10 protein-coding genes and 2 pseudogenes are annotated in these 13,865 nt (G+C 49.9%); 5 read left to right on the forward strand and 7 right to left on the reverse strand.

The window, feature by feature from the left end:
• The first annotated feature begins 430 nt into the window (after positions 1–430).
• The 5 genes from MKQ70_RS20265 (at position 431) to porV (ending at position 6,690) form a co-directional block, all read left to right on the forward strand.
• Positions 431–892 carry an energy transducer TonB gene (locus MKQ70_RS20265; RefSeq protein WP_248073914.1) on the forward strand — a complete coding sequence of 154 codons (462 nt, stop codon included), beginning with the start codon at positions 431–433 and terminating at the stop codon, positions 890–892.
• 27 nt (positions 893–919) lie between these two features.
• Entirely contained in the window at positions 920–1,405 is a 486-nt protein-coding gene (locus tag MKQ70_RS20270; RefSeq protein ID WP_248073917.1) for a hypothetical protein, read from the forward strand.
• 11 nt (positions 1,406–1,416) lie between these two features.
• Positions 1,417–5,037: an Ig-like domain-containing protein gene (locus MKQ70_RS20275; protein ID WP_248073919.1), complete on the forward strand. Its 3,621-nt coding sequence runs from the start codon at positions 1,417–1,419 to the stop codon at positions 5,035–5,037.
• 8 nt (positions 5,038–5,045) lie between these two features.
• Positions 5,046–5,678 (forward strand): T9SS type A sorting domain-containing protein, encoded by a 633-nt coding sequence (locus MKQ70_RS43830; RefSeq protein ID WP_504909768.1) that lies wholly within the window; start codon positions 5,046–5,048, stop codon positions 5,676–5,678.
• 61 nt (positions 5,679–5,739) lie between these two features.
• Positions 5,740–6,690: a type IX secretion system outer membrane channel protein PorV gene (gene porV, locus MKQ70_RS20290; protein ID WP_248073925.1), complete on the forward strand. Its 951-nt coding sequence runs from the start codon at positions 5,740–5,742 to the stop codon at positions 6,688–6,690.
• A gap of 206 nt (positions 6,691–6,896) precedes the next feature.
• Here the strand turns inward: porV and MKQ70_RS20295 are convergent, their stop codons facing one another.
• The 7 genes and pseudogenes from MKQ70_RS20295 to MKQ70_RS20325 all read right to left on the reverse strand — a co-directional run bounded on the left by MKQ70_RS20295 (position 6,897) and on the right by MKQ70_RS20325 (position 13,849).
• On the reverse strand, positions 6,897–7,487 hold the full coding sequence (locus tag MKQ70_RS20295; protein WP_248073927.1) for a DNA-binding response regulator: 591 nt from the start codon (positions 7,485–7,487) through the stop codon (positions 6,897–6,899).
• 218 nt (positions 7,488–7,705) lie between these two features.
• A complete protein-coding gene (locus tag MKQ70_RS20300) occupies positions 7,706–9,073 on the reverse strand; it encodes a sensor histidine kinase (RefSeq protein WP_248073929.1) in 1,368 nt (455 codons plus the stop codon).
• Between the two features lie 531 nt (positions 9,074–9,604).
• Positions 9,605–10,643 (reverse strand): annotated as a pseudogene (locus MKQ70_RS42460) (substrate-binding domain-containing protein); the annotation flags it as partial.
• Positions 10,644–10,710: 67 nt separating this feature from the next.
• Positions 10,711–10,983 carry a DUF1793 domain-containing protein gene (locus tag MKQ70_RS43835; protein WP_282457485.1) on the reverse strand — a complete coding sequence of 91 codons (273 nt, stop codon included), beginning with the start codon at positions 10,981–10,983 and terminating at the stop codon, positions 10,711–10,713.
• Positions 10,984–11,021: 38 nt separating this feature from the next.
• Positions 11,022–11,944 (reverse strand): annotated as a pseudogene (locus MKQ70_RS43840) (glutaminase domain-containing protein).
• Between the two features lie 56 nt (positions 11,945–12,000).
• The gene (locus MKQ70_RS43845; RefSeq protein WP_282456621.1) at positions 12,001–13,098 is read right to left on the reverse strand and encodes a DUF5127 domain-containing protein; all 1,098 of its coding nucleotides are present in this window, start codon (positions 13,096–13,098) and stop codon (positions 12,001–12,003) included.
• A 46-nt stretch (positions 13,099–13,144) separates the two neighbouring features.
• Positions 13,145–13,849 (reverse strand): DUF3823 domain-containing protein, encoded by a 705-nt coding sequence (locus MKQ70_RS20325; RefSeq protein ID WP_248073931.1) that lies wholly within the window; start codon positions 13,847–13,849, stop codon positions 13,145–13,147.
• Positions 13,850–13,865 lie beyond the last annotated feature (16 nt).

The following is a 13,865-nucleotide window of genomic DNA, read 5'->3' on the forward strand; positions in this document are numbered from 1 at the left end:
AAAAATTTAACCATTATTGAGAGGCTATGAAATACACCATCTCGTACGTAGCACTACGATGATCGAACACCTATGGGAGAAAAAAATTTTCGGTAAAAACACTTAGTAACCATTATTCAGTAACTATGAGATACACCACCACCGCACATTTCACCGCGGACAATTGACTACCTGTGTGAAATTTAATCATTAATACACTCCGATTGTACCTAACAATACAATCGACCGAACATCTATGTAAAATTTATTGGGAGAAAACACTTAGTAACTATGAAAGACATGGTTGTGCGTAGCGCTGCGACCAACCGGACGCCTATGTGAAAAAACCCAGTAACCATTTTTCAGTAATCATAACCACATTCTATGAAATTACCAGTACACGGTCATTTCTGACCAACTTCTGCGTATCAATTATTTAAATCCTAGTCAAATGAAAAAACCATTCCTAGCGAAGGGGCTCTTAGCAGCTTTCCTGATGCTTTGCAGTGCCGGCTACAGCTATGCACAATCGACAGTAACCGCTAAATACCGCTGGTCCGAAAACACCTTCAAACTTCCGTCTGATGTAGCAAAAAACTATGTGTCATTACCAACGGCAGATTATACGCCGCCGCACGATTTGTCTTCCTGGTCCGCCGGCGAAGCCTTACAGGCCTACGCACAAAACGTTGCGGGATCAGTGTCTGTACAGCTGATGTTAGTGATCGATGAACAGGGCGACATTAAAGACGTTAAAGTCATTAAAGCCAGCGATAACACACATGCAGCTGCTGTAAAGGGTTTGATAAACGGTACCAAAACCGGCGGGCCATCCTACCTGCACAATAAGGCCATTGCCTGTTATGTGCCCTGTACCATCACCATCGAAGCACGACGCGTTCGTCTCAATTAATCTCTACCTAAGAAAATGTCCGTTTGCATGAGAAAAAGTTACAAACTTCTATCGCTTATTGCTTTCTCGTTATTTTCAGTTACCGCTGCGGAAGCGCAGGTGGTAAGTGGCAATGGCTTCCTGAAAGCAGATTATATTGAGGCCGGTATCCGCCCCAATGGCGCCTTTGGTTCAACAGTGGCCGCGCCCTCTAACTATTTTTACAGCACCAACACAAACTTTGGCGGAAGACTGGGCTTTATTTCCGATGTAGGCAAAGACGGCTGGACGGTCGGCAATCCCGCGTACATCGGTGACTACTTCCTGCCCGGTACACCTTATGAAGGCTTTGCCATACAGGCCAATGGCACGTTATACCTTAATGACGGCACCGGAAGAAATGCCATCCCAGGTAGTGTAACCGGGTTCACCACTACAGACATCAGTCAAACGGTACAATGGATCGGCAATATCGCCGGCGTCCGTATCCGCCAGGAGTTCACGGTAGAAAAACACAGGGTTTTATTCTTGTAAACGTTACCCTGGTGAACACTACCGCTACCGCTATCAACAACGTGTACTATACCCGCGAAGTAGACCCTGATAACGAGCAGACACAAGGTGGCGGATTTAATACGCGCAACGTAATTGAACAACAAAATCCCAACAGCATCAGTACAGCACTCATCTCCGCGAGAGGGCTCTCCCATAATTCTTACCTGGGTTTAGGCAGCCGTGATTGCCGCGCTAAAGTAGCCGTGCCTAACAGCTGGCCATATGCTGATGGTGAAAAGATCTATGCAGGTACTAACGCCAGGCTGATCGCACCGGGTGAAGTAACCGGCGATAATGGTATGACGATCGCCTTTAAAGTAGGTACACTGGCTGCCGGCGATTCCACATCTTTATCCTTCGCCTACGTACTCAACGCAGCCGATCTTCCCGAAGCAATGGACAGGACCGATCCTTTGTTCAATGTAAAAACAAACACGTATGGTTCCGGTTCTTCTATTGATGTTTGTTCCGGACAGGAGCAGACGATAGAAATCGTAAACGGCAACGGTTTTAACTGGACATGGAGCCCCGCTACAGGTCTTAGTTCTACTACTGGCCGCGCCGTAAAAGCAACGCTCACAGGTCGCGCTACTTATACCGCCGATGGTGTAAATACGTGTGGCACTACCCGCAAAATCACCATCACCCTCGATCCTACGATCATTGCCGCTCCTGGTGATGCCGAAGCGATCACCGGTAACACCACAGTTATTGGCGGCATGAATGCTACCTACAGCGTACCGGTAATTGAAGGCGCTACCGCCTACAAATGGACGCTGCCTGCAGGGGCTACCTATGTGTCAGGTTACAATACCAATACCATCACGGTAAACTTTGGTCCGTATGCCAGCGCCGGCGAAATTACGGTTGCGGGTGCAAACGGCTGTGGCGAAGGTGCTGTAGCTAAAATGAACGTAACACTTAGTACGCTCGCTGCGCCTACCTCCAAAAACGGTAATCCTACCAGTGTAAGAAGACCCGTTATTACCGGCACTGCGCTGCCAAATTCGACGGTAACCGCGTACAGGGGCACTACTGCCATTGGTACCGCCACCGCCGATGCAGATGGCAAATATGAAATTACACCTACCTCCGATCTGGCAATAGGCTCACACAGCATCACCGTGAAAGCTACTGCAGACGGCAACACCAGCGGTTCCAGCGGCACGCTCACACTGGTGATCAACAACAAACCGGCTACACCGCCTGCTCCGCAACTGTCCGCAGGCACCAGCCCGCTGAACGTGAACAAACCGGAACTGAAAGGTACCGCTACGCCGAACACCACCGTTACGATCTACGCTAATGGCGAGGAAATAGGCACCACTACTGCAGATGCCAATGGTGACTGGACATACACTCCGACCACCGATCTGGCAGACGGAGAATACGACATCACGATTACCGCTACCGATGCGAATGATTTATCAAGCGATATCAGCCCGGTATTAAAAATCGAAATCGATACACAGGCGCCGGATAAGGCTACGATTGGTCTTACTGAAGGAGCCTCTCCATTGAATAACAATACTCCGGAAGTTTCCGGCGAAGCAGAACCTAACAGCACTGTCACTATTTATGTAGATGGCGATGAAGTAGGCACTACTACCGCGGATGCAGATGGCAAATGGTCGTACACACTGCCGGCCGCCCTGCCCGATGGTGACCACATCATCACTGCAGCCGCTAAAGATGCAGCCGGCAACACGGGCACTGCCAGCGATGAACTGGCATTGGTAATTGATACCACCGTTCCGGGGAAAACAGTTATAGAAATTCCTGTCACCGATAGCCTGTTAAATACCGGCACACCGGTTATTTCCGGCACCGGCGAGGCTAACAGTAAAATATATATCTATGTTAATGGAACTCTTGCAGACAGCGTTATTGCTGATGCTAATGGCAAATGGACGTATACACCTTCGGAAGCCCTCGAAGATGGAGAGTACATCATTACCACCACTGCTACCGATGCGGCTGGCAATGTCGGAGCAGTAAGCGATCCGGTAAAAATTAAAGTAGATACGCAAGCACCTGGCAAACCAACGACTACGCTGGCGTCCGGCAACAATCCGCTGAACAGCGACCTGCCTAAACTTTCCGGCGATGCGGAACCTAACAGCACGATCACTATTTATATTGATGGCGAAGTTGTAACTACGGTTACCGCGGATGTAAACGGCAAATGGAGCTATGAATTTACCACGCCACTGGCCGATGGTGAACATAAAATCAGCACCACCGCTACCGATGAAGCAGGAAACACCGGTGATGCAAGCGATGTGCTCACCCTGGTGATCGACACCGAAAAACCAGCTGCGCCTTCATTACCCGTACTGGAAGATGGCAACGAAGGCCACACGGGCAAAGATCAGCCTACCATCAAAGGTAAAGCTGAACCAGGTGCTGTTATTACTGTTTATGTTGATGGCAAAGAAGTAGATACCGTTCCTGCCGACGAAAACGGCGATTGGGAATACACTATCACTCCTGCACTGAGCGATGGCCCGCATAAGGTGACCACTACGGCTACCGATAAAGCCGGTAACATCAGCGAAGACAGCGAAGGACTGGACATCATCGTGGACACCATCGAACCAGGTATTCCGGCGATTGCATCTCCGGCTAACAACACCCCTGTAAAAACGGCGCAGCCAACTATTACAGGCGAAGGTGAAGCGAACAGCAAAATCCATATCTATATCAATGGTGAAGTAGTTGACAGTGTGATGGCGGATGCCAGCGGCAAATGGAGCTACACACCGGCACAACCACTGCCGGATGGCGACTACACACTTACCACCACAGCTACTGATGCTGCAGGTAATAAAAGCGCTATCAGCAATCCGGTTAACATCACCGTAGATACCAAACAACCGGTACAACCGACGACTACGCTGGCTTCGGGCAAAAACCCGCTGAACAGCAAACTGCCTTCTCTTACCGGTCAGGCAGAACCCAACAGCACTGTCGACATTTATGTAGATGGTAAGAAAACAGGCACCGTAACCGCTGACGCTAATGGTAAATGGGAGTATGTATTTACGACCCCGCTGGGCGAAGGTGAACACCAGATCAGCACCACCGCTACCGATGCTGCCGGTAATACCAGCACCTCCAGCGACGTACTGAAACTGATCATCGATACCGTAATACCAACGACCCCGCTTGCCCCTACGCAGCAGGATTCGAACAACGGTTACACCAATAAAAAACAACCCGTATTCAGCGGCAAATCAGAACCAGGCGCCATCATCACTATCTACATCAATGATAAGGTAGTAGGCACTGCTCCTGCCGATGAAAATGGCAACTGGCAGTATACCATCCCCACTCAGCTGGCGGACGGCGAGTACAACCTGACCACGACAGCTACCGATGCCGCAGGCAACACCAGCCAGGCGAGCACCCCGGTTAAATTCACCGTGGATACGGTAGTACCTGTAGTGCCTTCAATTCCGGTGCTTGACAATGGTCAGCCACACACCAACAATAACAAGCCTTTATTAAAAGGTACCGGTGAGCCTAACACCACCATCACCATTTATCATGGCGAGACAGCAATTGGTACAGCGATCGTAGGCGCAGATGGCACTGGACTTACAACGTAACTACTGCCCTGCCCGATGGCAACAATACCTTTGAGGTAACAGTAACCGATGCAGCAGGCAATACCAGTGCACGCAGCGGCAGCTTCAGCCTGCTGGTAGATACAGCAGCGCCGGTACCGGTAATCTCTGCAGCTGTTACTTCTGTAACCGGCGCATTCGAGATCAGCATTAAGTTTAATGAGGCAGTAACAGGCTTTACCGCTTCTTCACTGGCACTGACAAATGCATCCGTAACCGCCTTCACAGCAGTAAGCGCGACCGAATACAAAGCAACCATTCTGCCGGTATCTGAGAAAGATGTAGCCATCAACTTAGCGGCCAACAAAGTAATGGACGCTGTAGGCAACGGCAACGTAAGCTCCAATGTATTTACAGTGCAGGCCTTGTTCAGCGCTACGGTGGAATCGGTATATCCAAATCCGACCAGCGGCAACATCAACATCCGCTTCAGCGGTGTGGTAGCGCAAACAGGTAAAGTAATGCTCGTGAACATGGCAGGTCAGGTTGTATTACGCCAGGACCTTGGCTTCCAGGGTACTACCATGACGCTGAATACTTCCGGTCTCGCACAGGGTGTATATGTGTTAATGGTGAATACTAAAACGTATACTTATAAAACAAGAGTGAGCATCGTACGCTAACTTCCCAATTCCCCGGGAGCTTTTTATCCCGGGGGATCACTTACCTAAACTATCAGGAGAAATGAAAAATACTTTCTATACTCGACTGGCCATCGCAACATTGTTACTGAGCGCGCCACTGGTGGGCACCGCACAAACGGTGAATTCCATCGATATTGTCACTAACTCGGTACCGTTCCTCCGCATTTCTCCCGACGCCAGGTCGGGAGGCATGGGCGAAACTGGTATCGCTACCACACCCGATGCTGCCTCCGCATTTTACAACCTTTCGAAGGTTCCTTTCCTGCCCGGCACTAAGGGTGGTTCATTCACTTATACGCCATGGATGGCCAACTTCGGAGTAGATGGCACACACCTGCTGGCCGCTTCCGGTTATTATAAACTGGATAGCACGCAGGCGTTGGTAGCAGGCATCCGCTACTTCAACCTCGGGGCTATTGAACTGACCGATGTTGAAGGAAAACGTGTAGGCAACAGCAGGCCCAATGAATGGTCGGCAGAACTGGGTTACACGCGCCAGTTGTCCGGTAAGTTATCAGTAGGCGTTGCGTTCCGCTATATTTATTCCAACCTGGCTAACGGTGCGGGTATGAATGGTATCAACTACAAGGCAGGCCAAACAGTAGCGGGTGATCTGTCTGTTTACTACAACGGTCGAGAAGAAGGAGAAGGTTGGGCATTTGGTGCCGTATTGAGCAACCTGGGTGGCAAAATCGCTTACACCGACAATGCCGATCAGAAAGAATATATTCCAACAAACCTTGGTATTGGCGCATCTTATGCAACCATGCTCGATGAGCAGCAGTCACTTAGTTTTGCAGCAGATGTAAATAAGCTGATGGTGCCGTCTTTAAAGGGGAACGATCCGGAAAGTCTGGCGGATTACCATAATAAAGGAGCGGTAGCCGGCTGGATCAACTCTTTCGGCAACAGTGCCTACACGGCATCGCTGGGCGCGGAGTACGATTACAACAAGCAGTTTTTTGCTCGCGGTGGCTACTTTTTGATATGAAAGATGCGGCTAACAGGCGTTATTTCACGCTGGGCGCAGGCTTCGCATACAGTTTTGCAACCATTAACCTGTCCTATATCATCCCCGCAGGCAGCGGCCTGACTCGCAGTCCGCTTGCAAACACACTGCGTGTGGGTGTTGAACTGAAGTTTTAAGTTTTACCGAATACACCTACCAAATGGCCGGCCGGTTTCTACCGGCCGGCTTTATTTTAATTCCCGCTGTTCCAGTACCCACTTCAGCAAAGCATTGTTTTCGTCTTTCAACCCCAGCTTCACACATATTTTATGTCGCTGATTTTTAATCGTGTAACGACTCAGGTGCATCAGCTCCGCAATTTCATTGGTGGATTTGCGCATGCCAATTAACGATACGATGCGCTGTTCAGAAGGCGTTAAGGCAGCAGCAGCACTGTTATGCGCCTTCTTGCTTTTAATCTTACTGATGGCCAAACGCATACCTGCAAACAGCTGCATTTCATCTACCGGTTTGATAATATAGTTAGCCGCACCTGATGATATGGCATCTTCTATAATATCTTTCGAATTGTAGGAAGTAATGTAAATCACTTCAAAGCGATAGGATTGTTGTAGTTGGTTTACCAGGTCTATACCGGAATACCCGGCGCCAAGATTAATATCACACAACAAGAGATCGGGCTTCAGCCGTTCCATTTCGGCGACAGCTTCGGCAACCGTTATCGCAATCGCAGTTTCACATTGGAAGTGGTTTTTAATTTGTTTTTCGATAAACTTGGCAATAATAAATTCGTCTTCAACAATCAACACCTGTGTCATAATGGTCTTTTAACGGTTACATCGAATCAACTTGTTTCCAGCAAACGTGAGCTCGTACACCATTCCGGGGCCGTGGCTTACGGTCAGCCGCCCTTGTAGCTGCCTTACCAGGTCGTCTACCAGCGAAAGGCCGGTAGATTTTTTACTGCCGGCGCCGGGTGGTAAACCTGTACCGTTATCTGCATAACGGCACGTAATAATCCCTGGTTCGTCGATATTTACGGATATAGAAACGCGCCCCCTGGGGCGTCAGCAAAAGCGTATTTAAAAGAGTTGGTCAGCAGTTCGGTAAGCATCAGCGAAAAATACAACGCGCGGCGGCTGTCCAACCGTATGCCTTCTGCCGTATCCACACTAATCTGCACCGGATGTCCTTTATGATAAATATGCCGGATGTACTCAGCCAGTTCTCTTATGAGGTCGCCGGGCGCCACGCGTTGCAGTTCCTCAAGCTGGTACAGGCGCTGATTAACCAGCGACATAGTTTTGATGCGGCTGATGTTTTCCAGGAAAATGCCGCGCGACACTTCATCTTTAATCGAGTCCAGCTGCAGACTGCCGAGACTGTAAAGCAGTTGCAGGTTGTTCTTTACCCGGTGATTCAGTTCGTTAATTAGTATAGCGATTTTATGGCTTTTATCAGCCAGTGTTTTGTTTTGTTCCAGCAATTGGATGTTGGAACTTCTTATCCGCGCTGTTTGCTTTTGGACTTTTTCTTCCAGCAGTTCATTCTGTTTCTCCTGCAGCCGGTTCAACTCGTTCAGTGCACGCCGGCTCTCCTTCTCTGCATTTTTCCGGCTCAACGCCAGTCCGGCCGAGAACGGCAGGAATATACCGATAGTCATCAGGCTGCTGAGGTAACTCACGTTGATGGCCTTCTCCTCCATAAATAATATGCGAACTGCGATCCATACAAACGTAAGCATAAACATGCAGATGCCGTATGCGAGGTAGCGTTGGGGCCTGTTCAACCGCGGCCAGCAACGCCATAAAACAACAGCAGCAAATGCAATATGGAATAACAGCGACCAGCTGTTCAATGCTGCTGTAAGGGCATAGTTACCGGTAAAGTAATTAATGCCCCAGCAGGCAACCGACAGCAGCAGCAGCAGCGCCACTGCCACCTTACAAAGCGCGTACAGCAAACGGTGATAACGGGGGATCTCCCAAAAATCGATCAGCAGCAGGTATAATCCCAAAATACCGAGGTGTGCAAAGTGAATCTTGAACAACGAGCCGGTGGCCGGCGACTCCGGAAAAAACCAGTTCACAAAATATCCCTGGGAAGAGAGATTGAAAAACGTAAGTCCGGCGGTAAATAAAAGCAGCCAGCCGTATGCCCGCAGACCGCTGGTTATCCAGCACAACAGCGTGTAGGCCAGCAATACCCATAGGGCGCCCTGCAGTCGCAGGTCCATGGCTTCGTCGCTATGACGTTTCTCGAGGTATTCGAGTCTTTCGGAAACAGTAAAGTTGAAGCCGGGACGGGTATGCCGGGTGTGTTCGACCCTCAATAACAAAATGGGTGTGTTCGCCGACAGGTCGGGCGGAATGGAAATACGCGAGCGGCCGTCTTTCGGCGCCAATTCGCTATTCTTCCGTAGTGCACCGGATTTTTATGCAGCAGCAGTTTTCCGCCATCGTAAAGATAAAGATCAACATAAGAAAGTGCACCGAAGGAAATCACGAGCGGACGTTGATTACCCGCCATCATATCCGGGGGCAAGTGAGCCAGTATACCCCGGTATTATTGGTAAGCGGCGCGGTAGCCAGTGGCTGGTATTCAGTGAGATGGGCAAGGGCTGTATCCGCGGAGAGTGTGCCGGTCGTATCTTCCGGGACACACAGCTGCGGGAGAAGCTTTATTTCTCCATATACCCGCCCATTCGCCCCTGGCGCGGGTTCACATGATAAGAACGCAGTACATAACGCAAGCACTAATACCAACAAATATACCGGTCCCCTCCCTTCATACCCGCAAATATGATGTTTTAACACGTAAACTGGAAATAGTTTTTGACTGCTTATCAATTCCTTTGATAAACGGGCATGGTATTAAAACAACAGCGCCCCCAGGAATGGGAGGCGCGTCAATGTATTTTTTATGCAATAGAACGCTAAATAATTCCAAACCGGTCACTCGACTGCCGGCAGATTAACTCCGGCTCCAGCACCAGCTTTTGTGGCGGTATGCCAGGGGCATACCCTTTCCGCTGGATGTCGAAAAACAGCTTGGCGGCTTCTTCTCCCATCACTACCGTTTGTTGGTTTACGGTGCTGAGCGAAGGTGTCAGGTACTCGCCGAAGGCCTCGTTGGCAAAGCCGATCAAGGCTATTTCCCCGGTATTTTTTTACCGGCGCTTTTAATCGCCTGCATGGCTCCCAGCGCGGTAAAATCCTCCACAGCGAATACGCCGTCCGGTACATTGTTACCGGATAACAGCCGGTGCATGCACTCGCGGCCCGATTCAATACTCACCTTCCCATACACGATCAGGTCATCGTCCAGTGCGATGTTGTGCACATTCAACGCATCGATATACCCTTTTAAGCGCTGGTTAAAGATGCTCACGTGCTGCTGCCCCCTATGTGCGCAATGCGGCGGCAGCCCTGGTCTATCAGGTGCTTCGTAGCGTCAAAGGCGCCACGATAATCGTTTACCACTACGGATGATACGCCTAAGCTGTCGCTTGCGCGGTCAAACAACACCAGCGGAATTCCCCGGCGTTTCAGCTCTCCGTAATGGTCCAGGTTAATGGTTTCTTTCGAAATAGATGCCAGCACCCCATCGACCTGTGATTGTAAAAAGGTTTGTATGCCTTTCTTTTCGCTTTCGTACAATTCGTTGCTCTGGTAAATGAGCACGTTGTACCCGTTAATATTTGCTACTTTCTCAATGCCGTGAATCACAGAGCCGAAGAAGTTGATCTCCGCACTGGGAATGATCACACCAATAATGTGCGACCGCCCCAACCGCAGCGAGGATGCAATACGGTTAGGCCGGTAATTCAACCTTTCCGCCGTTTCCCGCACAATCTTTTTCGTTGCTTCTTTAATAGCAGGATGATTATGCAAGGCGCGCGATACCGTGGCCGCAGTGATATTCAGCGCTCTCGCGATGTCTTCGATCGTCGTTTTGGCTATGCTCTGGCTCATCGGGGCGAATTGATGAAAGGCTATTTGTGCATTTTTTCGTACAGCACTTTAATGAAATAACCGCCCACTACGCTTCGCGCCTGAAACCTACCTGTTTACCGTCGGTAGTTTCGTGCCAGTCGCTTAAAGGCACGCGGCTGCTGGTTTCCAGTGCATATTTATACATCGGGTTTACCAGCTGGTCAAAGTCGCCCTTGTTCTCTGTCAGCGTGGCCGTCCACAAAATCCAGTCAGATTTTGTGTAGGTTTTGCGGCTGTCCAGGGGCAAACCATAGGCGTTTTGTTTCGTCAGGTAGTATTTCACTTCTTTCTGGTACACGCTCTTAGGGAACAGTCCCATGTCCAGCACCTTATCCCAAACGAGGTTATACTTCTGGCTCAGGTACCTTTACCATCGAAGGTGAGCGAGTAGTGATCGCCGTCATCGGCCATCGCCATCCACTTGGTCACCATATCTTTGGTCAGCGCCGCGTATTTGGCGGCAGTAGCGGTTTCGCCAAGTTGCTGCGCAAGTTGAGTATAACCACCAAGGGCTACAATAGCTTTTACGGAAAGGTTAGCGTTACGCGCCAGGTGACCGGCGAAGTCGTCGGTACACAGCTGGTTGGCAGGATCCAATCCTTCTTTAGCCGGTACTCGGCCCAGGTGGTCAAGGTTTTCCAATGCTTTTTAGCGTAATCAGGTTTACCTTCTGCTTTGGCGATAGCTGCAGCCAGGATCAGCATGTTGCCGCTTTCTTCCACGGGCATATCCTCTCCGTAAGTCTGGCCATTCGCCAGCGGATAAGTACCCAGGTCGTGCGCAGCAAAAGGCTTTGCCCATTTACCGCTTTCGCTGTAATAGAAAATACCGTTCATCATGCCCTTCAGCAGCTCGGGGTTGTACACGAGGTACATCGGTGCGGAAGGATAAGTGATGTCCACCGTATTGATAGAACCGTTACTGAAGTTTTCTTTAGACAGGAAAAGAAGATCCCCTTCGGGACTTTTTACCAGTTTGTGCGCAGAGATTCCCTGGCGGTATGTCAGTTCGCAGAGTTCAGCGTATTGCTCGCCACCCGCCTGCAAAGCGTCGTCACGCAGTTGTTTGTTAAAGGCTTCGCATTTTGCGATGATCTCTTTGTAATCTTTTGCCGCAGCCGCCATTTCCTTCTCTATGGTAGTAGGCTGGCCGAGTGTCCACCAGGGTTTCAGGTTCTTACCGAAGTACTGTATGCTCAAGATATCGTCGTAGCCTACCAGGAACGTTTGCTCCTTCGCGGCTTCGCCAACTTTACCCAAAGCTACACTGGTGCTCAGCATCAGCTGTTTGCCGGTTTGCGTGTTTTTAGCCGGAAGCGAAAATGCCTGCGCATAATTCACAGGAGAAGCAACGGTTTGTTCACATTCGCAGCGGTAGGAACTGCTACGTACATGTAACCCCAGTCGATACGAAGGTCATCGCCCTTTTTCTTCAGCACTTCCTGCGACAGCGTGCCTGCTTTCAGGATAGATAAACCCTGGGCAGTGTATTTGTCGGCCTTCACCTGTTGCGAAGGCATATTAACAGCCAGGTCGGAAGAAGCACCGAAGTACAGTTGTACGTCATGCGCTTCTCCGTCGTTGCTGGCAGCTTTTACATTTACATATGATACGGGACGCGACACCAGGTGCAGGTCGCTGATCAACAGCGGAGAGGTAAAGGTCACGGTGAGGTTGGCTTTACCGGCTGTGAATTCGTAGATGGTTTGTGTAGCATTGATGTCTACGCTCTTTTGTTCTGCTAGTTTGATCGCCGCGTCGGCCACAACAACTTTCTCCTCCACGATACCGGCATCCAGCCATTGGCCGCCTGCGGTATTGGCTACGTGCACCGCCAGTACGTTACTTCCTTTCTTCAGTTTTGAGCTGATGGGAAAATATTCGAACTTGTTGTTCCATCCTTTGCGGGCAAATATTTGCTCGCCGTTCAGGAACACTTCCACGTTGTCGTCATGGTTCATTTTCAGGAACAGTTTACCTCGGTCGTTATTGGCCACGGTGAAGGTCCTGCGGGTCCACAGGTCCTTACTTTTCCAGGAAGTTTTGGCAATAGAAGGGTTGTCACCGAACGGTGCAGCCCCCTTCTTCCATTGTGCATCACTGAAACCGGGTTGTTCCCAGCCGCTTGCCGGCTTCGTTTCAGTATAGGCTACGGTGTAATCGCCATCATCCGATGTAGCCGCAATGGGTGTCCAAACTTTGGCCTCTTCTCCCAGGAAGCGGTAAATGCTGCCATCTACCTTCACCATTCCTACGAGCGACTGTGTGGCACCTGTCCAGTGCCTGGTGGGCGAAGCGTTCAACTGGTCGGTATTTGACCAGATGCTGAAATAGGGATCGTGCGTAATAAGCGGATAAGCAGGCGCCTTCCGTTCCTGGGCGCCGGCTGCGGAAAAACTCAAGAGCGCAACAGCTGCAATTACTACATTCTTCATTCGTATCTATGCTATGTTTAAAAAATAATTCCTTATCCGTAAAAACCTAGTAGGTGACTTTCACCACCTGTGAGAACAACCTGTCTTCCACCCCTGCGATCTTTACACCAACACGGGCATATACATAATTCTGCGGTACCGCGTAGGTCGGGATGTTCACGCTGAGGACGATGTTATTCATATCTGTAATAGCGCCACCGGCAATGGTAGTGGTGCCGTCGTTGTAATCGGCGCCTTCGCCCACGTACGCGGTTTTATTCACGTACAGGGTAACATTTTCCACCGCTTTGGCGGATGCGCCGGTTACGATCTGCTCCAGGCGGAAAGTAGCATTCACTTTTCCGCTGGCAGCCGCCAGTTGCGGCGTGCGGATCATATAGTAAGGCATTACTTCAATATCCATTTGTTTGCTGCCGCTAATGGTGATATTAAGGCTGTCTGGTTTGCCATTAGCTGCTTTCGGTACCCAGGGACCCTGTGCAGTCGGTATGACCAGCTTGTACTCGCCATCAAAAAGCAATGTGCTGAAGGAGCCGTCCTGCGCAATAGTATGGCCCATCGCGCCTACTTTACCAAATCCATATTGATATAGTTCGAAAGATACCTGGTTGTGGCCTACTGCAATGGGCTCGCCCTGGTAAACCACCCTCCCGGAAAAGGTAGATTTGGGTGGTTCGTAGTTATCTTTCTTACACGAGAACAATAATGTTCCGATAGCCAGTACAAGTATATAAGAGGTTGTGAATTTCATGACTGATGTTTTTGCT

Origin of the sequence: Chitinophaga sedimenti (genome assembly GCF_023156195.1) — a bacterium.
GTDB lineage: Bacteria > Bacteroidota > Bacteroidia > Chitinophagales > Chitinophagaceae > Chitinophaga > Chitinophaga sedimenti.

Coding starts and splice junctions, on each gene's coding strand:
- MKQ70_RS20325 (WP_248073931.1), bottom strand. CDS start 13,849: ATGAAATTCACAACCTCTTATATACTTGTACTGGCTATCGGAACATTA.
- MKQ70_RS43835 (WP_282457485.1), bottom strand. CDS start 10,983: ATGGGACTGTTCCCTAAGAGCGTGTACCAGAAAGAAGTGAAATACTAC.
- MKQ70_RS20295 (WP_248073927.1), bottom strand. CDS start 7,487: ATGACACAGGTGTTGATTGTTGAAGACGAATTTATTATTGCCAAGTTT.
- MKQ70_RS20270 (WP_248073917.1), top strand. CDS start 920: ATGAGAAAAAGTTACAAACTTCTATCGCTTATTGCTTTCTCGTTATTT.
- MKQ70_RS43845 (WP_282456621.1), bottom strand. CDS start 13,098: ATGAAGAATGTAGTAATTGCAGCTGTTGCGCTCTTGAGTTTTTCCGCA.
- porV (WP_248073925.1), top strand. CDS start 5,740: ATGAAAAATACTTTCTATACTCGACTGGCCATCGCAACATTGTTACTG.
- MKQ70_RS20265 (WP_248073914.1), top strand. CDS start 431: ATGAAAAAACCATTCCTAGCGAAGGGGCTCTTAGCAGCTTTCCTGATG.